Annotated in this window: 16 protein-coding genes; 5 read left to right on the top strand and 11 right to left on the bottom strand. The window is 60.7% G+C overall.

The window, feature by feature from the left end; all coding sequences use genetic code 11:
* Positions 1–673 precede the first annotated feature (673 nt).
* The 9 genes from FQ705_RS12720 to FQ705_RS12680 all read right to left on the bottom strand — a co-directional run bounded on the left by FQ705_RS12720 (position 674) and on the right by FQ705_RS12680 (position 11,143).
* Positions 674–1,174, bottom strand: coding sequence for a lysozyme inhibitor LprI family protein (locus tag FQ705_RS12720; RefSeq protein WP_144141265.1), 501 nt, complete (start codon positions 1,172–1,174; stop codon positions 674–676).
* Between the two features lie 185 nt (positions 1,175–1,359).
* On the bottom strand, positions 1,360–2,973 hold the full coding sequence (locus FQ705_RS12715; RefSeq protein ID WP_144141263.1) for a glycosyltransferase family 39 protein: 1,614 nt from the start codon (positions 2,971–2,973) through the stop codon (positions 1,360–1,362).
* A gap of 63 nt (positions 2,974–3,036) precedes the next feature.
* Positions 3,037–3,438 (bottom strand): GtrA family protein, encoded by a 402-nt coding sequence (locus FQ705_RS12710; protein ID WP_144141261.1) that lies wholly within the window; start codon positions 3,436–3,438, stop codon positions 3,037–3,039.
* The gene (locus FQ705_RS12705) at positions 3,431–4,432 is read right to left on the bottom strand and encodes a glycosyltransferase family 2 protein (protein WP_144142386.1); all 1,002 of its coding nucleotides are present in this window, start codon (positions 4,430–4,432) and stop codon (positions 3,431–3,433) included. Before FQ705_RS12705 ends, FQ705_RS12710 begins: the two co-directional genes overlap by 8 nt.
* A gap of 347 nt (positions 4,433–4,779) precedes the next feature.
* Positions 4,780–5,631, bottom strand: a complete 852-nt coding sequence (locus tag FQ705_RS12700; RefSeq protein WP_144141259.1) for a carbohydrate ABC transporter permease — start codon at positions 5,629–5,631, stop codon at positions 4,780–4,782.
* A gap of 10 nt (positions 5,632–5,641) precedes the next feature.
* On the bottom strand, positions 5,642–6,625 hold the full coding sequence (locus FQ705_RS12695) for a carbohydrate ABC transporter permease (RefSeq protein ID WP_144141257.1): 984 nt from the start codon (positions 6,623–6,625) through the stop codon (positions 5,642–5,644).
* A 46-nt stretch (positions 6,626–6,671) separates the two neighbouring features.
* Entirely contained in the window at positions 6,672–7,925 is a 1,254-nt protein-coding gene (locus FQ705_RS12690) for an ABC transporter substrate-binding protein (protein ID WP_144141255.1), read from the bottom strand.
* A 78-nt stretch (positions 7,926–8,003) separates the two neighbouring features.
* The gene (locus FQ705_RS12685; RefSeq protein ID WP_144141253.1) at positions 8,004–9,977 is read right to left on the bottom strand and encodes a beta-galactosidase; all 1,974 of its coding nucleotides are present in this window, start codon (positions 9,975–9,977) and stop codon (positions 8,004–8,006) included.
* An 11-nt stretch (positions 9,978–9,988) separates the two neighbouring features.
* Positions 9,989–11,143: an ABC transporter ATP-binding protein gene (locus FQ705_RS12680; protein ID WP_144141251.1), complete on the bottom strand. Its 1,155-nt coding sequence runs from the start codon at positions 11,141–11,143 to the stop codon at positions 9,989–9,991.
* A gap of 191 nt (positions 11,144–11,334) precedes the next feature.
* Here FQ705_RS12680 and FQ705_RS12675 point away from each other — a divergent pair, with 191 nt between their 5' ends.
* Both FQ705_RS12675 and FQ705_RS12670 read left to right on the top strand, forming a co-directional pair.
* Positions 11,335–12,366, top strand: coding sequence for a LacI family DNA-binding transcriptional regulator (locus FQ705_RS12675; protein WP_144141249.1), 1,032 nt, complete (start codon positions 11,335–11,337; stop codon positions 12,364–12,366).
* Positions 12,367–12,616: 250 nt separating this feature from the next.
* Entirely contained in the window at positions 12,617–13,381 is a 765-nt protein-coding gene (locus FQ705_RS12670) for a flagellar brake protein (RefSeq protein WP_144141248.1), read from the top strand.
* 108 nt (positions 13,382–13,489) lie between these two features.
* On the opposite strand, the gene FQ705_RS12665 is transcribed toward FQ705_RS12670, so the two are convergent.
* Entirely contained in the window at positions 13,490–13,777 is a 288-nt protein-coding gene (locus FQ705_RS12665) for a hypothetical protein (protein ID WP_144141246.1), read from the bottom strand.
* Positions 13,778–14,290: 513 nt separating this feature from the next.
* On the opposite strand from FQ705_RS12665, the gene FQ705_RS12660 reads away from it, so the two are divergent.
* Entirely contained in the window at positions 14,291–14,896 is a 606-nt protein-coding gene (locus tag FQ705_RS12660; protein WP_144141244.1) for a hypothetical protein, read from the top strand.
* A gap of 37 nt (positions 14,897–14,933) precedes the next feature.
* Here FQ705_RS12660 and FQ705_RS12655 read toward each other — a convergent pair whose 3' ends face one another.
* Positions 14,934–15,620 (bottom strand): DNA-3-methyladenine glycosylase I, encoded by a 687-nt coding sequence (locus tag FQ705_RS12655; protein WP_260854467.1) that lies wholly within the window; start codon positions 15,618–15,620, stop codon positions 14,934–14,936.
* Between the two features lie 635 nt (positions 15,621–16,255).
* Here FQ705_RS12655 and FQ705_RS12650 point away from each other — a divergent pair.
* Together FQ705_RS12650 and FQ705_RS12645 are read left to right on the top strand one after the other, a co-directional pair.
* Positions 16,256–17,260, top strand: a complete 1,005-nt coding sequence (locus FQ705_RS12650; protein ID WP_144141242.1) for a sugar ABC transporter substrate-binding protein — start codon at positions 16,256–16,258, stop codon at positions 17,258–17,260.
* 87 nt (positions 17,261–17,347) lie between these two features.
* On the top strand, positions 17,348–18,334 hold the full coding sequence (locus FQ705_RS12645) for an ABC transporter permease (protein ID WP_144141240.1): 987 nt from the start codon (positions 17,348–17,350) through the stop codon (positions 18,332–18,334).
* Positions 18,335–18,340 lie beyond the last annotated feature (6 nt).

Below are 18,340 nucleotides of genomic sequence, written 5' to 3'. Positions count from 1 at the left end.
CAGGTCGACAAGACAACGCGTGTCCCGCCGCAATGCGCAGCGCGACCAGCCCATCAAAAGGGGCACGGCATGTTGGTGTACGACTCGTGACTCTGGCAAGGGCCACGTCGACAGTCCGGCGTGCCTTGTAGGTGACAAACAGTTTGCGCACCGCGCGTTCAGCAGTCCCATGAGACAGCTTGGCGTCGCGCAACTAGCACTGCAAACATTACCGGCCACATGTCAATCACAGCGTGCCCGGTATTACTTACAGACGCTTTCGGCAGAGGAATTATAAACGTTTCAAACACTTAACGTTATAGTGGCCACGGACGATAAGTGAGAATGGCAAGCATCTCATGTCGAGCGCCGGGCATGGCCCTGCAAAGTGCCCACTTCCGAAAATCTCTCCTCACCACGGCAGGGAAAAGATAATTCTTTGATTCATCAGTGGATAGAAAAAAATTCGCCAGAGCATTGGCAGTGACCGTTTAAATATCGGCGGGGCTGGTACCTCGAGGACCGCTTTAGTGACCATGCTTTGCATGCCAGTACAGGTTTAGGGTAGCTCCCTAAATATCGGCGAGGCGGTTTAGAACTAGGATTGCACGATGTGCCTGGAGAGAAATAAACATCGAACACGCGCGCGAACGACGCCCGCGTGTTCGACCACAACAGCGTGATACGAAGTCGACTAACGAGTGCTCGCGGTCTTCTCATCCGCGACCGGTCGGCCATTCATTTTCCTCACTGCATCGGCGGCCGAAGGAGCAAGATTCTGCATCGCAAGCGACGCGTCGAAGGCTTCGTCGCGCGCATGCGTGGCTTGTGCGTAGTCGGCATCGAGTTCAGCAATTCGACGGTCGTACCAGCTCTTCACGCAGGCTTGATCGGTGCAGTTGTGTTGACGCCAAAGCCATTGCTGAGTGCGTGCCGATTCGAGCGCGGCACTATCGAGCGTCGTGTCCTTCGCGTGCCGCCATGCAATTGCCAGGCGGTCATCCAGCGCTGAAAGCGCAGGGTCTTTGCAGACGATCTGTTCCGAAGCCGACAATTTGCCGGTGCATTTGAAACTCGCGGCATCTGCTTGCGAGGCCAACATGGCGCTTGCGGCGAGCACGCCGATCGATAGCCACCGGAACGGCTTGTCGGCGCGCTGAAGGGAATGGAGAAAAGCGATATTGAAAGTCAACATACCGAGCCTCTGGTCAGGGAAGTCACCCGGCTGAGGCGTGGCGAAACTTTGTCACTGCCTGTCGCCGTGCATGCAGGCATGCGCTGCTTGCGACCATAGGATAGTGGGACGACGAGGCCGCGATCCGATGAGAAAACGGCCTGATTCAAAGGTCATTACCAGAAGTTTCTTTGCCGGCGAGTCACTCACGGCTTCACGAACAACGTAATGGGCGTCCCGGCGAATGCCGCCGAAGACACCGCCGCGTCGTGTGCACGATAGAGCTCGCTCGCAACGATGCTCATATTGTCTTCCTGCTTCGTCAATTCCCCGACGAACCACACGCGTTTGTGCGAAGCGAGAAGTCGCGCGATTTGCGGACGATCGCTTTCGATCACACTCGGCACTCCCCGATTACTTTGCAGGTACGCGCGCGGCCATCCCACCGCTGGGTACTTCGCCGGCAGCGGGGCCGTCTGCATGCCATTCGCGCTGTCGCGCAGATAGTAGTCGAGACCCACCTGAACTTCATTCGGGTAAGTCATCAACAGATCGCCCTTGCGATAATTGGCTTGCAGGTATTGAGCCGCGCCGCGCAAGTCTTGCGTGGGCGCCGCATAGTAAGCCATGTCTTGTCCAATACACAGAACGAGCAGAAGCGGCAGCAGCACGAACTTCAGTTTTTGCATTCTTCCCGGCAAGAACAGGCCGGCTGCGACGACGAACAGAAACACCGGCGCCATCCATTCGAATGTGCGCGTGACGAAAACGGGCTTGAACAGATACGAAACCGTGAAGAGCCCGGCAACCGGAATGAACAGAATAGATGCCACGTAGAGCGCAAGCGCCCTGTTCGACTGATAGAGACTCTTCCACGCAAGCGCCGCAATGATAATCGCGGGAACGAAGGCGAACTTGCCGCCTGCAGCGAGCGTGAACGGCCAGGTGAGCATCTTCGGCGAAATGGTTGCCCAGAAAGCGCCTGCGACGGTTTTCGATTCAATGAGCGTGATCGGAACGCACGGCGCCCAGATCAGCAACGCGATAAGCAATGATTGAATCGCAATCGTGAAGTCACGCCGCCGGTTCGCTGAAAACAGAAGAATCGCACCGAAAATACCGATCCAGTTGCCGAAAATAATGAATGGGCTCGTGTTGTGAAGCCAAAGCGTCAGGCCACCAAAAACACCCGCGGACACGTACAGCCATCTGACAGCGCTAATTTTTGGCGCGGCGCGCTCATCGATCAGCAGGCGTTTAAGCATGATCGCCGACGCCAGGATCATCGCCGTGGCGAAGAGCGTCTGTATGGCGTAAGGGCGTGCCTGTTGCGCATATTCGATATTGCCTTGATTGATGGCGAGCAATAACGCCGCTACGACACCGACCCGGTCGCCCTGTTTGCCCAAGCCGAGCAGTCGCGGGGCGAACCCGGTCAGCGCCACCGTCGCCAGACTCGCCACTACCGAAAGCGAACGCATGCCCGCCTCCGACGATCCCAGCACCGCCGTCCAGAGTTTCAGCAAGGAGTAATAGAACGGCGCATGCGTTTCGTAGAACGGTGTCTGGGTCCAGAGCGCCGTCCATGAAAGATTGGAAAACCAGTAACTGTAGGCTTCATCCGTCCAGATCGAACGGCCTGTGAGCGTCGGCAGACGGAATGCGATGGCAAGCACCAGCACCAGTCCGACCGCTGGGACAAACCAGCCGACCGACTTCACACTAGCCCTCGCTCGCGTCACGCGGTCCGTCTGGGAAAGTGCGGGGCCGTCGACTGCGGACTGTTTATAGCCTGGTGTTTCGATGCTCTCGGACTGCATGATCGTGACACCCCCTTCCCTGCCTGTTATTTGATTGGTTTGGCGCTACCGCTCCACATGAAACTAAAGACGCGCGCCGGTACGGGTTTGCTGCGGCCTGAAGGTCCAAACCGAATTGATCAGATATGTGAGTATCAATACGAGTCCGCTCGCGACCATTTGCGCGAGCAGGTAATTGACATGATGATTTTCGGCGAGCACCTTCATCACGAGTCCATTGACGAGTACGCCGAGACACGCAATCGCCGCGAACTTCGGCAAGGTGGTCAGATGGCTGGAGGTGGCGCGAAATGTCACCCGGTGATTCAGCCAGTAATTGATCACTGCACCGAGCACGGCGCCGGCCATCGAGCCGACCGCCGGCGTGGCGGCGCCGGTGTGCACGACCACGATCAACACGAGATATTGCGTGAGCGTACCGACCGCGCCAACGGCGGCGTAAGCGAAGAAGCGGCGGCTAAACATCGCTCGCGCCGGGTTTCTGATAGCGGCTTCGCACCAGATACACGGGTCGTTTCTTCGATTCGAAATAAATCCGCCCGATGTATTCGCCGAGCACGCCGATGCCGATCAATTGCACGCCACCCAGCATGAGTACGACCGTCAGAATGGAAGCGTAGCCCGGCACGGCAATGCCTTGAATCAGAGTGCGCGTGATGAGAAATGCCGCGTAGAGGAACGCACCCAGCGCCACGAAGCTGCCGATATAAGTCCACACCCGCAATGGCAACGTGCTGAAGCTCGTAAAGCCTTCCAGCGCGAAATTCCACAGCTTCCAGCCGGAGAACTTCGAGGTACCCGCCGCGCGAGGCTCGCGTGCATAGTCGACCACCGCCGTACGGTAGCCGACCCACGCGAACAGTCCCTTCATGAAGCGCCTTGTTTCAGGCAACTTCTTGAGCGCCTCGGCCACTTCACGCGTAATCAACCTGAAGTCGCCGACGTTCTCGGGAATATGCGTATCGCAGACCGCGTTATGCATCCGATAGAACTGCGCGGCGGTCATGCGCTTCATCAGCGAATCGGAGTCGCGATTGCTACGCCGGGCCAGCACGACGTCGTAGCCTTCGCGCCACTTGCTCACCAGCCTCGCAATCACATGCGGCGGGTCCTGGAGGTCCGCGTCGAACGGGACGATGATATCGCCCAACGCCTCGTCGAGTCCCGCAGACAGCGCTGCTTCCTTGCCAAAGTTGCGCGTGAGGTCGATGACACGGATACGGCTGTCCAGCGATGACTGATACAGCAGGCGGTCCAGCGTGCTGTCACGGCTGCCGTCGTTCACGCAGACGATTTCGAAGGTCACGCCGGGAATCGTTTCGAGCACCGGCAGCGTCGTGTCGAAGAACTGCGCGATCATTTCCTCTTCGTTGTACATCGGTACGACGAGGGACAGCAAAACCGTGGGCTCCGCGACCGCCTGAGGCGCGCTGGCAAGCGGCAACGACACCGGCGGCATACGCACATCGACCGCGAGAGGCACGTCGAGATAACGCTCCCGCAGCATGGGCGAGTCGAGCAGTGGTTCGCGACCTATGTGATTCATGATTTGCCTCGATCATCACCGCGACTGAAGGGATCACTTAATCCGCCAGTCCGCTCGCGCAAGGTGCACGTTTTTGGATAATGAAAGGCAATGTAGCCGGGTTCGAGGCCCGAGTTTGTTCGCGATCCCACACTGGATATCGACGCGACACGGCCTATGATCCATGGCATCGGTACAAACCCTGACAAGAACACAAACGGCGGGACAAAAAAAAGCCCGCTTACGCGGGCAAACTTCTCTCGGACAACACACAACCCTTTTCAGCCCTTCGTCGCACCGAACGTCAAACCGGCCACGAAATGCTTCTGCATGGCAAAGAACATCGCAACGGACGGCAGCGCCGCCAGAATCGATCCAGCCGAGACCAGATTCCAGGCAGTGGTCCACTGCCCTTTCAGCGCAGCCACGCCGACCGTGATCGGTGCGGCGTCGTCGCCTTGCGTCAGGCACAAGGCCCAGAAATAATCGTTCCAGACAAAAGTGAACACGAGAATCGCCAGCGCCGCGAGCGCCGGGCGGATCAAGGGCAGCACGATCTTGAAGAACACGGTCCACTCGTTGGCGCCTTCGATGCGCGCAGCCTCGACCAGTTCAAAAGGCAGTTGCTTGATGAAATTGCGCAGGAACAGCGCGCAGAATCCGGTCTGAAACGATATGTGAAAGAGAATCAGTGCGCCGACGGTATTGAACAGGCCCAACTGCAAGGACAGATCTCGCACCGGGATCATCAGTACCTGTACCGGCACGAAATTGCCCGCCACGAAAGTGGCAAACAGGGTCGAGTTGCCGCGAAACCGGTAAATCGCCAGTGCAAATCCCGCCATGGCGGCCAGTGCAATCGATCCAACCACCGCCGGTACCGTGATCAACACGCTGTTCCAGAAGTAATGCAGCATCGGCGACGTAGTCAATGCTTCGCGATAGTTCTCGATCATCGCGAAGTGCTTCGGCCATCCCCAATAATTGCCCTCGCTGAGTTCTTCTGTCGAACGCACGGAGGTGACGAGCACTGCGATCATCGGCAATAGCCAGATCAGCAAGGCGATCGGCAAGGTCAGTTTGTACGCGCGGCGCGTCGCCGGCTTCCATTTGTCGATTGGGATCGGAAACATGGTCGACTCCTTATTGCTCGGCGCGCAGCATCCGCCGCAAGTGATAAACGATGTACACCAGCATGATGCAGAACAGTACGACTGCCACCGCCGCCGAATAGCCGATGCGGTAGTACTTGATCGCCTGGTCGTACATGTAATAAGCGAGCACGGTCGAACTTTCGAACGGACCGCCGCCTGTCATCACCGAGATCAGATCGAAACTGCGCAATGCGCCGATAATCGTCACGACGATCGCCATGAACGTCGTGGGCCTAAGTTGCGGCAGGATCACATGCCAGAGCATCGACCAGCCACGCGCACCTTCCATGCGGGCGGCCTCGATCTGCTCGGCGTTCAGCGACGTGAGGCCAGTCAGATACAGAATCATGCAATAGGCGGTTTGCGGCCAGAGCGCCGCGAAAACGATCCCGAGCGTGGCGTAGCGCGGGTCGCCCAGCACCGGCACGCCGTGACCGAGAATCACCGCGAGCAGGCCGAAGGTCGGGTCGTAGAACCACGAGAAGATCAGACCGACCACCACGCCCGACAACACGAATGGCGCGAAGAATAGCGATTTGACGATGCGGATACCCGCGACCGCCTGGTTCAGATAGAGCGCGACGGCAAGACCCATCGGCGGCGCCAGCAGAAACAGCAGCAACCAGATGAGATTGTTCTTCAACGCCGTATAGAACGTAGCGGCATGGAACAACTCGATATAGTTCGCGAGCCCGACGAACGATGGGTCGCTCATCCCATCCCAGCTGAAAAAACTCAGCCGGATAGTGGAGATGATCGGCCACACCACGTAGATGGCCACCATCACGCAGGCCGGCGCGAGGAACAGGAAGGCGGCACGACTCTGCCTGCGCGCAGTAGGCGACGGACGGCGACGGCGCGCGCCGGCAGGCGGGCCGCCGCGCACTGAGCCGCCCGATGCGGGCAGGCTGGAGCCGCCGGGTTCAGCAGGACCGCCGACAGTTTGCCGGGTGACGGAATGCGACACGATCATTCTCCCGATCGATTACGACGAATGGCGGCCTCGCGGCCGCCACCGCTCACTTCTTGTAGATACGCTTACGCGTTTGCTCGAGTTGCGCGAGCACATCGTCGAGCTTCGAAGGATCGGAGATGAACTGCTGCATCCCCTTCATACCTTCGTCGGCCATTTCCTTGGTCATATCGCGATCGTAGAACTGCGCAATGCCGCCCTTCGTATTCGCGAGAATCTGGAAGCCGATTTTGGAAATCGGATCTTCCGGCTCCGGCGACTTGCTGTTCGCCGACAGCGAGCCGAGACCCGTTGCCAGTTTCGCGCCGATTTCAGGCGTCTCGACGAAGGCGAGGAAAGTGTGTGCATCCGCCTTGTTCTTCGCCTTCGACGGAATATGCAGCGATTCGACCGGGCCATCTTCGGCGGTCGGCACTTTCGAGTCGATGATCGGGAACTGGAAGTAGCCCATTTCCGGCTTCACGTTCGCAGGGAAACCGGCAGTAATGAAGGTGCCCATCAGCATCATCGCGGCCTTGCCCTGGAATAGGAACGGCTGCACCGAATCCAGATCGTAGGAGAGCGAGTTGTCGATGAAATAGCCCGCATCGATCAATTGCTTCCACGTCGTGTAGACCTTCTTCACGCGCGGATCGGTATACGGAATCTCGCCGGCCATGAGCTTCTGGTGGAACGCATTGCCGTTCACGCGCAAGTCGAGATAGTCGAACCAGCCCGCGAGCGTCCACGAATCGCGGCCCGCCACGGCGATCGGCGTGATGCCCGCGGCCTTCAGCTTCTTGCAGTCCTCGAGGAACTCGTCCCAGGTTTTCGGTTCTCCGGCAATGCCGACCTTCTGGAACAGATCTTTGCGATAGAACATGCCCCACGAGTAGTACACGGTGGGCGCTGCGTACTGCTTCCCCTTATACGACGACGCTTCCCTGGTCGACGCATACATGTCGTTCCAGCCGTTCTTCGACCAGTCGCCGCTCAGGTCTTCGAAGAGCCCGCGCTGCGCGTAATACGCCATCCGCTCGCCGTCGTGCCAGTTGACGATATCGGGTGCAACGGTGGTGAGCCAACCCGGCAACTGGACCTTGTATGCTTCCTCGTCGACGAACGACACCTTAACGTCGATGCCGGGATGTGCTTTCTTGAAGTCGTCGATCACCGACTGCCACACCGCGCGCTGGCTTGCGCCTTTGAACGCGATATTGGCGGTCAGCGTGCCCGCTTGCGCCGTGCTGACGACGGACGTTCCCGCAGCGGCCGCAGCCAGCGCGAGGGCCAACAGAACTTTGCGTGGTTTCATTTTCATGCTGCCTGTCTCCTATATTCCTTGATTTTGCGTCGTTGTCGGTACTGCATGGAATCTACTGGTCGGCTCACTGCATTGTCATATCGATCGATAGACGACCACGCCTTGCGGCGCAATGTCGGGCGAGCCGACCACGAACGCGCCGTCGTCGATCTCGCTGAGCGTCTGCGTTTCGTCGCTGTAGTTGAACGCGTAAGTCAGTCCGCCGCGGCGGCTGATTCGCACGCTGTCGCCGAGCGGTATCGTGTCGAGCCCGGCTTGCTGGGCGATCTGATCGAACAGTTGCACGGTGAGCGCGTCGTCGAACAGGCTGGCAAAGTAGTGAAATGCGCCGCTGCGTACATACGCCGGATGGCCGTCCGCGAAACGGGCACGCACGTCGAGCGAATCGCCGTTCGCGCTGTGGATGAAATCGCGCCAGTGACGCCCAACGCCATCGCCTTCACCGTCAACCAGGCGAACCGCTTCGGTCACGTTCGGCCGCATCGATTCGACGCGCCAGACACGCAGCGGCAGCACGGAACTCAGCGCGCCGGGCGGCAGGTTCGCGGGAATCTGCAGGTCTTCGGTCTTCGAACCGGTACGCGGGCCGAAGACCACGTGTGCGCCCGAACTCTCGAGACGTGCGCTGAAATCGGCCGGCACGACCGGCAACGGCGGCACCACGATCAGACTGTAGCCGTCGAAATTCGCGTCGACCGGTACGATGTCGACGTCGAGTCCGAGCGCACGCAGCGCCGAGTAGTACTCGAAAGCAAAACGCGGATAGTGAAAGTCCGCACCCTGCGGATGAATCTCGAACAACCACTTCGCCTCGTAATCGTAGACGAGCGCGACTTTCGAGCGAATGGCGGCGTCGGCGTCGGCATTCGCGGCGAGTACCACGCGAATCTCGTCGGCCACCTGAGCCGCTTCGTTGCCGCCCACGTCGAGCCGGTTATCCGGCGTATTCAGCCCGGCATGCATCTGCTCCTGCGCGAACGGCGCCTGACGCCAGCGGAAATACGACACGCAACCCGCGCCATGCGCAAACGCTTCCCAACTCCACAAGCGCACCATGCCCGGCAACGGCGCTGGATTCCACAGCGCCCAGTTCACCGGACCAGGCTGCTGCTCCATCACCCAGAACGGCAGCTTCGACATGCCCCGATAGACATCGTGATTGAACGATGCGAAGTCGGGATGGCCGCTGCGCAGCCAGCGCGCCTTGATTTCCGGCGCGAACCATTGCTCTTCGAGCGCGCCGAGCGGATAGCTGTCCCAGGTCGCGATATCGAGGTCGGCCGCGACCTTGTAGTGATCGAACTCGGTGAAGAGCTGCATGAAATTGTGCGCGACCGGCCGCCCCGGCGAATGCGCGCGGATGATCTCGACCTGCATGCGGTTGTAGCGCGCCACTTCGTCGGAAGCAAAACGCCGGTAATCGAGGCGATGCGACGGATGCGCTTCGGTCACGGTCGCCACCGGCGCGTCGATCTCGTCGAAGCTGCGGTATTCCATGCTCCAGAACACCGTGCCCCACGCGAGATTCAGTGCGTCGATGGTTTGATAGCGCGCCTTCAGCCATTCGCGAAAGCGCCCTACGGCGGCCGGCGAATAACTGACCACCGTGTGATGGCAACCGAATTCGTTATCGGTCTGCCAGTAAGCGACGGCCGGATGCTTGCCGTAACGTTCGGCCACTGCCGTGCAGATCTTCTCGGACGCCACGAAATACGACGGCGATGAAAAGTCATAATGACGCCGCGAACCGAATGCACGCGGGCGGCCATCCGCACCGATCGGCAGGATGTCCGGATGACGGTCGATCAACCACTTCGGCGGCGTCGCGGTCGGCGTACACATCACGACCTGCAAACCGGCGGCGCCAAGCACGTCGATCGCACGATCGAGCCAACCCCAATCGTATTCACCCGGTGTGGGCTCGATGCGGCTCCATGCGAATTCCGCGATCCGCACCTGCTCGATGCCGAGTGCTTTCATCCTGCGGGCGTCGTCTTCCCACATCGACTCCGGCCAGTGTTCCGGGTAGTAACAGACTCCAAGGCGCATCCGAATGTCCTCTATACGTAATGTTCGACGGATTCGAGCGAAGCGGCGGCAAAGCCGTCTTCGGTAAACAAGTGGCAGGCGGTGCGCGGCACGCGCAAGTTCGCGCGATCGCCAGGCGCCAGACGCGTATTGCCCGGCGCTTTGGCGATAAGCGCGGCGCCGCCGGGTTGATCGAGATGGACATAGCTGTGCTCGCCGAGTTGTTCGACAAGCGAGACGGTGCGGCTCAGCACGGCGTCTTCATTCGAAGCCGTCGATGCCTCGACGAATTCCATGTGTTCCGGGCGCACGCCGACTGTGACCGTCTGCGAAATCTGCAGCCCGTCGGCGTTGATGGGAACGCGCACCACTTCTTCGGTGTGATCCAGCGTGACCGTCACGCCTTGCGCATCGACCGACTTCACGCGCCCAGGCAGAAAGTTCATGCGCGGCGAACCGATGAAGCCCGCCACGAAACGGCTCCGGGGACGGTGGTACAACTCCAGCGGCGCGCCGATCTGGGCGATGCTGCCGTAGAGCTCGGTGTCTTTGCCCGCGTGCAGCAGGACGATCTTGTCGGCGAGCGTCATCGCTTCGATCTGATCGTGCGTCACGTAGACCACGCTGGCCTTGGCGAACTGCTTATGCAGCCGTGCGATTTCGATGCGGGTCTGGCCGCGCAGCGTGGCATCGAGATTGGACAACGGTTCGTCGAACAGAAACACGCCGGGCTCGCGCACGATGGCCCGGCCAATCGCCACGCGCTGCCGTTGTCCACCCGACAGAGCCTTGGGCTTGCGTTCCAGCAACGCCTCCAGTTGCAGGATGCGGGCGGCTTCCCGCACCTTGCGGTCGATTTCGTCTTTGGGGGTTTTGGCGAGCTTCAGGCCGAACGCCATGTTCTCGAACACGCTCATATGCGGAAACAGCGCATAGCTCTGAAACACCATCGCCACGCCGCGTTGCGCGGCCGGCACGTCGTTCACAAGCCGCCCGCCGATCGACAGGTCGCCGTCGGTGACGTCTTCGAGGCCCGCGATCATGCGCAACAAAGTGGATTTGCCGCAGCCGGACGGACCGAGAAACACGCAAAACTCGTTCTCACCGATCTCCAGATCGACGTCGCGGATCACCAGCGCGCCATCTCCATACGCCTTCTGCACGCCTTTCAACGAAATGCTCGCCATTGCATCGACTCCGTGATTTAATCGGCTCGAAGTCGGAGATTAAGCGCTTAATCAGCTTGGCCGAAAAAATCGATCGCGTGCGATCGTTGGGCCTTGCCTGTCTCCGATATCGTTTGTTTGTGCGAGAGATGGTGCCCCGCCTTGAGCCACGATGCAAATGCCGGGCACTTATCCCAAATATTGGAAACATCATGCCCACACTCAGCGAAGTCGCGCGTCACGCCGGCGTTACCCCTGCCACGGTGTCCAACGTGCTGCGCAATCGCGGCCGCGTCGGCGAACAGACCCGGCAGCGCGTGCTTGCCGCCGTCGACACGCTCGGCTACCGCCCGCACCTGGCCGCCCGCGCACTCGCCGAGGGTCGCGCGCCGACCCTTGCGCTGATGGTGTCGAGCATCGCCAATCCGTTCTATCCCGAGTTCGCGCTGGCCGTCGAGCGTGCGGCGCGCACCAGTGGCCACTTCGTGATCATCTGCAATACGAACGAAGATCCGCAGACCGGTCGTGCCTATCTCGACCAGATTGCCGGGACTCTCTCCGAAGGCGTACTCGTAACGAACGCGAACCTCGATTTTGCCGATCTGCATACGACCGAAGCGCGCGGCACGCCGGTCGTGCTATGCATGTGGGAGCGGCCCCACGAACCGCCGGGTTTGCCCTGTGTGGCGGTCGATTTTCGTCTGGCGGGCGAGTTGGCGGGTGCGCATCTGCTGGCGTTGGGGCATCGGCGGATCGGCGCGATCGTCGGCAGCAAGATCTCCGGTATTCATGCGGCGCGCTACCAGGGTTTTGTCGACGCGATGCGCAAAGCGGACGTGCCGAAGAGCCGCGTCAAACACGCGGCCGATACGATTCAGGGCGGCTACGACGCAGCGCGTGCTTTGCTCGAAACCGATCCAAAGCTGACCGCGATCTACGCGACCAACGACCTGCCCGCGCTCGGCGCAATGCACGCCGCCGCCGACCTCGGCCTGCACGTGCCCGACGACCTCTCGGTGATCGGCATCACCGACATTCAACTGGCGCGCGAATCACGCCCCGCGTTGACGACCGTGGCCGTCCCGACCGTCGAAGTCGCCGGACTCGCCGTGTCGCTGTTACGCGAGTTGATCGAGTCGTCGTATGGACAGGCGGGACAGGTTGCGGCAAGCGTGCCGATGCGAATCTCCTCGCCGCCCGAACTCGTCGTGCGGGCATCGACCGGCGCGCCGCGCTCGCGCTGATGTGTCCGTAACGCCATCGCGCGCGTTACGTAGCGAACCCGGCAACCGGTCGCCACACCGTCCGCAACCGGCAACGGCAAACGCCCGCTGCACGGGGCTGTCCGCCTGATTGGCCATATTCCTCCGCTACACCATGCAAGTTGGCACGGTCTCTGCAATCAGACAGGGAAAGGCCGAGCGCCGGCGTGATGTCCATGCCGCCGCTCTCCCAACCGGCCAGGCCAAGGCCACACCTGCATGGATACTCAAAATGATCGCCGATCTCCAACTGGAAGCCGATGTCGCCGAAACGATCCACGACGCTGATTCGAGTTTCGCGCAAAGTCACCCGCTGCAAATCGCCGTGTGCCTGCGCCATCTGGTAGCGGGACAAGACTTCGTGACCGTCGAGTTCGACGACCGGCAAATCGTGACGCAAATCCTCGACGTGGACTCTCGCAACGCGCGTTTCATCTTCGATGCGGGCAGCGTCGCCGACGACAACCACGCGCTGCCCGGCGCGCGCCGACTGACTTTTCGCAGTTTGCCCGGCGGCATTCGCACCGACTTCACGACGCTCGATGCGAAGCCCGTCGTGTTCGACGGATTGCCGGCTTTCGAAGCGCCGTTTCCTTCGCTGCTCTACTACGTTCAACGCCGTGAGTTTTTCCGCGTGCAGACACCGGTGCTCGATCCGTACACCGCGAGTGGCGCACATGAAGACGGCGTCTCGTTCAGGCTGGAATTGCAGGATCTGTCACTGGGTGGCATCGCGTTGAAAACTGCCGACGTGCGTTTCGGTTCGCTCGAGAGCGGCACGGTGCTGCGCGATGTCGCGCTACAACTCGGCGCTTTTGGCACGTTGCGACTCGATCTGGAAATCGTCGCGCCGCGTCAGTTGACGACGCCGAAAGGCGATCAGCGTTATGTGATCGGCTGCAGATTCGTCGAGACGCCGGGATCGGCTGAACGGACCCTGCAACGCGTCGTCACTCAACTCGAAACGAAGCGGCAAAGTCTGGCGACGCGGCGATAAGCGCGTCGGTCTGTGTTGCGAGGCGATAGGCACATCATCGATCGGCACGTCATGGGCACGCGACGCGAATCGCCGCGGCCATGACGACGCAGTTCTGCACTGCAAACTTCAACTGCCGCCTTCATACAGGGTGCGGTTGAGGTTCTGAAGTTGGCCGCTGCGTTCCGCCTGGAACAGTTGCTGTTTGACGTCACCGCGCGTCAAACCGGCAGGACCGCCGGCGGCAGATTGTCCGCTAACGCCGGTACCCATGCCGCTGTCGGCGGCACCCGTGGCAACCTGGTTCGAGTTGGCAACGGGTTGCTGCGCGCTGTCAGGCGAAGCGCTCTGAGCAAAAACTGACGGCGCACAGGCGACCATCGATACGGCTACTGCAAGATAGGCGATTCGTTTCATGATGAACTCCCGGAAGGTAACTGTCGGATTTCGGCAAGAGACTGAGTGCGCGTCGCCGAGTCGTGGTTTCCCTGGCACCGGACTCAATATACGCAGGCAATCGTGGCCCGGCGCTGACGCGAAAGTGGCAATATCGCCACGTATAGCGGATTAGAATTCAAGCAGCATGGAAACGCAGTTGAGCAAGCCCGTAGGCGATCAGCCAATCCGGGAGAAGAAAAATGCTGACACGTTTTTTCCGGCGCCGTGCGATTCGAAGCTATCTACGCGAACTGCTTTTCCTGTTGCGGCAAGACCAGGGCGTCAACGAGGCCGACGGGTTTTACACGCCCGAACAAGTGATGCTGACGTTAAGGCGGGAGGGTTTGAATAGCAATCGCCCTTAAAGATTCCTTTCAATCGGCCGTTATTTCGACACAACACCCAAGTCGGAATACGGAGCGTGGTTTGAAAAAATTTAGTCTGGCTGCATCCTTTGCTGGAATCGCAAGTGCACTTTGTCTGGCCGGGTGCGTGACAACTGGACAAGGACAGGTCGCCGTCCAACCGGTTGTTCACCCCGCGCGTCCCGTCGCGGCGGTCGCCGCCTCGCCGGCACCCGCGCCGCGTCCGGTCGTCGTTCGGCCGATGGTGGCGGAAGTGATCATGCCGGAACCGAACGACGTCTATATCTCGACGGTCGCCAACCGGGACGTCGTGTTCGTCAACGGCAGCACGTATATCTGGGTCGAGGAGTCGGATGGCCGACGTCATCGCCGTTTCTATGCGCACGGCGATAGACGTCAGGAGGTGTTCCGTCGCCGCGAGAATCTTCGTTCGGTCAACCTGCACCGGCCGGCCCATCCGCCGCAGCGTGACGACCATCGGCATGACCGGCATGAGTGGAAAGATGCCCGGCGCGATCCGCATGCGACCCATGTCGCGAGCATGTCCGGCCATCATGACGCGCCTCGGCATCGATCTGCTGCCGCCGGTGTCACTGCTGTCACTCAGCAGACGCATCGTCCCGATGCGCACCACCAGACGAGCCGCAATCCGGCCCAGCCGTTGCGCGAAACATCGGCGCGCGACGGTGCGCGACATCACACCGAGTCGGGAGCACCGGCGGCGAAGAGCTAGGCTTCGCTGCACGGCGAACAGCGACGGGCCACGTCATTCAATCAGGCGGCCAAACCCCCGAACTCCCGCGACGGTGACTGTCCAGCAAATGCGTGTCGATGATGCCCGTCGCTTCCATGAGCGCGTGCATCGTCGTCGGTCCCACGAAAGAGAAGCCTTTGTCACGCAGCGCCTTGCTGAGTGCGACCGATTCCGTGGACACCGTGGGAATCTCATCGACAGTGCGAGGACGCGGCGTACTCGAAGGCTGAAAAGACCAGATGAAGCGGGCAAGGCCGCCCTCCTGACGTAGTCCGATCGTCGCACCCGCATTCCTGATCGTCGCCAGTATCTTGGCGCGATTGCGGATGATGCCGGCGTCGGCGAGCAGCCGCTCGACCTGCGCGTCGTCGAACAGCGCGACGATGTCGGGATCGAAACCGCAGAACGCCGCACGAAAGGCGTCCCGCTTCCTGAGGATCGTTGCCCACGACAGGCCGGACTGAAAAGCCTCCAGCGATAGACGCTCGAACAATCCCCGCTCGTCCCGCACCGGCATGCCCCATTCGGTGTCGTAGTAGGCGCGCAGCATGCCGTCGACCGCCGCCCAGGGAGGTCGCGCCAGCCCGTCTTCACCCATCACCACAGCTCGTACTTCGACGCGTGTCGCATCGTCGAGCGTGGCGATTGTGCTTTTACGAGCCGCTTTCGTGTTCGTGTTCGTTTTCGTTTTCGTTTTCGTCACCAATTCATTTCCCTCTACTTGCCTCAGCGTAACGAACTCAGACGGGACTCTTCCAGAAGCTCGAACGACGTGCCCACGACACCGTCAGGACCCGAAGCTTAAAGTGCGGAACAATGAATCTGCAAACGCTCGCCGACGGCATACGGTGCCCGATCGTTTATTCAAAAGCGCGTAAAGCTCTATTACCGGACTCGCGGTTTATCGCCCGCGATGACCACCCTACAATCCTCACTAGCGAATCGGCACTGGCTGGTGCTTCCGGATCCCTCGTCCGGCGATTCGCTACTCCAACGCAGCGCCTACCCACCTCCCCGCAGCCTCCGCCCGAACAGCGCCCGACGCGCTTTCCCGCCCACGCAACGCCTATCTCGACTAACGATTTACCCTTACCCGCCAGCTGCGCTACTGCGGCGCAACAACGGCCGGAAACCCTTTTGCCGCCTGGTCTCCAGCGATCCTTTCATGGGCAGACACGCGCAACTGCAAAACACCGCCAGGCTTGATCTTCTCTGCGCGACGGCCATACTAAATCACATTGATTGATTTAGTTTTGCTGTCCGACGGCGACGCGCAGCGTTCGCGTCCACTCGGCCAGTAGTTCGTCAAGTCGTTGCCAATAACCGGAGGAGCGTCCCATGAATCAGCATTCCCGCAGGCATCCTGTTGCCAGGAAAATCGTCTCGATGTGCGTCGCCACGTCGGCACTCTGGTGTGCCGCCGCGAGTCAGGCGGCCGATCAGCCCGTCGTCGGCCTCATCACCAAGACCGATACCAATCCGTTTTTCGTGAAGATGAAACAGGGTGCGGAAGCGGCCGCGTCGAAAGACGGCGCGAAGCTGATCACCGCGGCCGGCAAGTTCGACGGTGACAACGCGAGCCAGGTCACCGCTATCGAGAACATGATGACGGCCGGCGCGAAGGCAATTCTCATCACGCCGAGCGACACCAAGGCGATCGTGCCGAGCATCAAGAAAGCGCGCGCGGCAGGCGTGATGGTGATCGCGCTCGACACACCGACCGACCCGCAGGACGCCACCGACGCCCTCTTCGCCACCGACAACTTCAAGGCCGGCGTGCTGATCGGCAAATACGCCAAAGCCGCGATGAACGGCAAGCCCGCGAAGATCGCCACGCTCGACCTCGCGCCCGGCGTCTCGGTCGGCGTGCTGCGTCATAACGGCTTTCTCGAAGGCTTCGGCGTGAAGGAAGGCGATCCGTCGATCGTCTGCAGTCAGGACACACGCGGCGACCAGGCGAAGGGCCAGACGGCGATGGAAAACTGCCTGCAGAAATCGCCCGATATCAACGTGGTCTACACGATCAACGAACCGGCCGCCGCCGGCGCCTATCGCGCACTCAAGGCGGCGGGCAAGGACAAGAGCGTGATGATCGTCTCGATCGACGGCGGCTGCGAAGGGGTGCGCAATGTGAAGGCCGGTGCGATTGCCGCGACCTCGCAGCAATATCCGCTCAAGATGGCCTCGCTCGGCGTCACGGCGGGCGTCGACTACGCGAAGACCGGCAAGAAGGTCTCCGGCTATCAGGACACCGGCGTCACGCTGATCACCGACAAGGCGATGCCCGGTATCGACAGTAAGGACACCAGGTTCGGCCTCGACAACTGCTGGGGCAACAAGTAACGCGCACGGACCGGCGGCCCGCCAAGGGGCCGCCGCCGGAATTGCCGCGTGGCTTGCGGCCACGCTCATGCTTCGAGGATTTCCATCATGTCGACGCCTTCCGCGCCCGCTGGACACGCACGCACTTTCTCCGACCGTCTGCCCTCGCTGGCCGAGATCGGTCCACTCATTGCTCTCGTGCTGGCGTGCGGTTTCTTCATTTCGCAAAGCAACCGCTTCCTGTCGTTCCAGAATCTCTCGCTAATCCTGCAACAGACCATGGTGGTCGCGGTCATCGCCATCGGTCAGACACTGATCGTGCTGACCGGCGGTATCGATCTGTCATGCGGCATGGTGATGGCCTTCGGCTCGATCATCATGACCAAATTCGCCGTCACGCTGGGCGTGCCGCCCGTTCTGGCGATTCTGTGCGGCGTTGCCGCGAGCACGCTGTTCGGCGCACTCAACGGCGTGCTGATCACGCGCATCAAATTGCCCGCTTTCATCGTGACGCTGGGCACATTGAATATCGCGTTCGCGCTGACGCAGATCTATTCGAACGCGGAGAGCGTGTCGAACCTGCCGGACGCGATCATGTTCTTCGGCAATACGTTCAAGCTCGGCCCGGCGGATGTCACGTACGGCACCGTACTCACGTTGCTGATGTATCTCGCCACCTGGTTCGTGCTGCGCGATACGGTGCCGGGGCGGCATCTGTATGCGCTCGGCAATAACGCCGAAGCGGCGCGCCTCATGGGCCTTTCGTCGCAAAAGATCTTGCTGACGGTGTACTCGCTGGCAGGCGCGATCTACGGTATCGCGGCGCTGTTGTCCGTGTCGCGCACTGGCGTGGGCGATCCGCAGGCGGGGCAGACCGAGAATCTCGACAGCATTACCGCAGTCGTGCTCGGCGGCACCAGTCTGTTCGGCGGACGCGGCTCGATTGTCGGCACGCTGCTCGGCGCGTTGATCGTCGGCGTGTTCCGCAACGGCTTGACCTTGATCGGTGTCTCGTCGGTCTACCAGGTGTTGATTACCGGCATGCTGGTCATTCTCGCGGTGGCCGCGGACAAACTTTCCCATCGTCGCGGTTAAGCCCTC

Origin of the sequence: Paraburkholderia sp. BCC1884 (assembly GCF_900996225.1) — a bacterium.
In the GTDB taxonomy this organism is placed as follows: domain Bacteria; phylum Pseudomonadota; class Gammaproteobacteria; order Burkholderiales; family Burkholderiaceae; genus Paraburkholderia.
The sequence above is the reverse complement of the archived record's forward strand: the minus strand, read 5'-3'. Positions and strand labels throughout refer to the sequence as shown.

Bases quoted from the DNA above. Each gene is read 5' to 3' on its own strand.
- FQ705_RS12665 (WP_144141246.1), bottom strand. From the start codon at position 13,777: ATGAAACGAATCGCCTATCTTGCAGTAGCCGTATCGATGGTCGCCTGT.
- FQ705_RS12700 (WP_144141259.1), bottom strand. From the start codon at position 5,631: ATGTTTCCGATCCCAATCGACAAATGGAAGCCGGCGACGCGCCGCGCG.
- FQ705_RS12670 (WP_144141248.1), top strand. From the start codon at position 12,617: ATGATCGCCGATCTCCAACTGGAAGCCGATGTCGCCGAAACGATCCAC.
- FQ705_RS12715 (WP_144141263.1), bottom strand. From the start codon at position 2,973: ATGCAGTCCGAGAGCATCGAAACACCAGGCTATAAACAGTCCGCAGTC.
- FQ705_RS12710 (WP_144141261.1), bottom strand. From the start codon at position 3,438: ATGTTTAGCCGCCGCTTCTTCGCTTACGCCGCCGTTGGCGCGGTCGGT.
- FQ705_RS12685 (WP_144141253.1), bottom strand. From the start codon at position 9,977: ATGCGCCTTGGAGTCTGTTACTACCCGGAACACTGGCCGGAGTCGATG.
- FQ705_RS12650 (WP_144141242.1), top strand. From the start codon at position 16,256: ATGAATCAGCATTCCCGCAGGCATCCTGTTGCCAGGAAAATCGTCTCG.
- FQ705_RS12695 (WP_144141257.1), bottom strand. From the start codon at position 6,625: ATGATCGTGTCGCATTCCGTCACCCGGCAAACTGTCGGCGGTCCTGCT.
- FQ705_RS12645 (WP_144141240.1), top strand. From the start codon at position 17,348: ATGTCGACGCCTTCCGCGCCCGCTGGACACGCACGCACTTTCTCCGAC.
- FQ705_RS12680 (WP_144141251.1), bottom strand. From the start codon at position 11,143: ATGGCGAGCATTTCGTTGAAAGGCGTGCAGAAGGCGTATGGAGATGGC.
- FQ705_RS12675 (WP_144141249.1), top strand. From the start codon at position 11,335: ATGCCCACACTCAGCGAAGTCGCGCGTCACGCCGGCGTTACCCCTGCC.
- FQ705_RS12705 (WP_144142386.1), bottom strand. From the start codon at position 4,432: ATGCCGCCGGTGTCGTTGCCGCTTGCCAGCGCGCCTCAGGCGGTCGCG.
- FQ705_RS12690 (WP_144141255.1), bottom strand. From the start codon at position 7,925: ATGAAAATGAAACCACGCAAAGTTCTGTTGGCCCTCGCGCTGGCTGCG.
- FQ705_RS12720 (WP_144141265.1), bottom strand. From the start codon at position 1,174: ATGTTGACTTTCAATATCGCTTTTCTCCATTCCCTTCAGCGCGCCGAC.